Source organism: Nocardioides sp. zg-DK7169 (genome assembly GCF_013155365.1).
GTDB lineage: Bacteria > Actinomycetota > Actinomycetes > Propionibacteriales > Nocardioidaceae > Nocardioides.
This window is the reverse complement of record NZ_JABJRA010000028.1, coordinates 1-863: the sequence shown is the minus strand read 5'-3', so window position 1 is coordinate 863 and position 863 is coordinate 1. Positions and strand designations below refer to the sequence as shown.

2 protein-coding genes and 1 other annotated feature are annotated in these 863 nt (G+C 67.9%); both genes read left to right on the top strand.

The features are described 5' to 3' along the window. The first annotated feature begins 52 nt into the window (after positions 1 to 52). Entirely contained in the window at positions 53 to 373 is a 321-nt protein-coding gene (locus HOQ23_RS20465; RefSeq protein WP_172217487.1) for a transposase, read from the top strand. Further along, positions 331 to 474, top strand: a sequence feature (AL1L pseudoknot). Its footprint overlaps the gene before it by 43 nt. After that, positions 382 to 863 (top strand): IS3 family transposase (locus HOQ23_RS20460; RefSeq protein ID WP_172217485.1); only part of this gene is annotated, 482 nt, incomplete at its 3' end. (Overlaps the previous feature by 93 nt.)

The window sequence follows — 863 nt, the reverse complement described above, 5'->3', positions numbered from 1 at the left end:
TGTCGCGTGCCGGGTCTGATGGAGGCTCTCATTCCACGGAAGGATGAGAGTCATGGCAGCACCGAGGAAGTACCCGGACGAGCTTCGGGAGCGGGCGATCCGGATGGCGGTCGATCTGCGGCGTGACCCTGCGACTCGCTCCGGTGCGCTCAAGCGCGTTGGTGAGCAGCTCGGGATCAACCCCGAGACGCTGCGCAACTGGGTCAACCAGGCCGAGATCGACGAGGGCCACCGGCCCGGCGTCACCACCGCCGAGGCGCAGCGCATCGCCGAGCTGGAGCGCGAGGTCAAGGAGTTGCGTCGGGCGAATGAGATCTTGCGGACGGCGTCGGCGTTTTTCGCCGCGGCGGAGCTCGACCGCAAGCTGAAGTAAGCACCGAGGTGCTGGTCGACTACATCGACCAGCACCGCGATCGGTTCGGGGTCGAGCCGATCTGCCGGGTCCTGTGCAGGGCCGGGATGCAGATCGCCCCGAGCACCTACTACGCCGCCAAGTCCCGGCCACCGTCCGCACGGGCGGTCGCCGATGAGCAGCGGCTGGAGGTCATCCGCAAGGTCCATGCCGCCAACTACGGCGTCTATGGGGTACGCAAGATGCACGCTGAACTCAACCGGCGCGGTCACCGGATCGCCCGGTGCACGGTGCACCGCCTGATGCGCACCGACGGGCTACGTGGGATCAGCCGTGCGAAGGGTCCGCGCACGACCGTTCCGGGGAGCGGTCCCGACAGTCGTCCGGACCTGCTGGACCGCAACTTCAAGGCGCCAGCCCCGAACCGGGTTTGGGTCGCGGACATCACCTACTGCCGCACCTTCGCCGGCTGGGTCTACGCCGCGTTCGTCATCGACGTCTACTCCCGTCG

Excerpts from the sequence above, each read along its gene's own strand:
- HOQ23_RS20465 (WP_172217487.1), top strand. The coding sequence starts at position 53 with ATGGCAGCACCGAGGAAGTACCCGGACGAGCTTCGGGAGCGGGCGATC.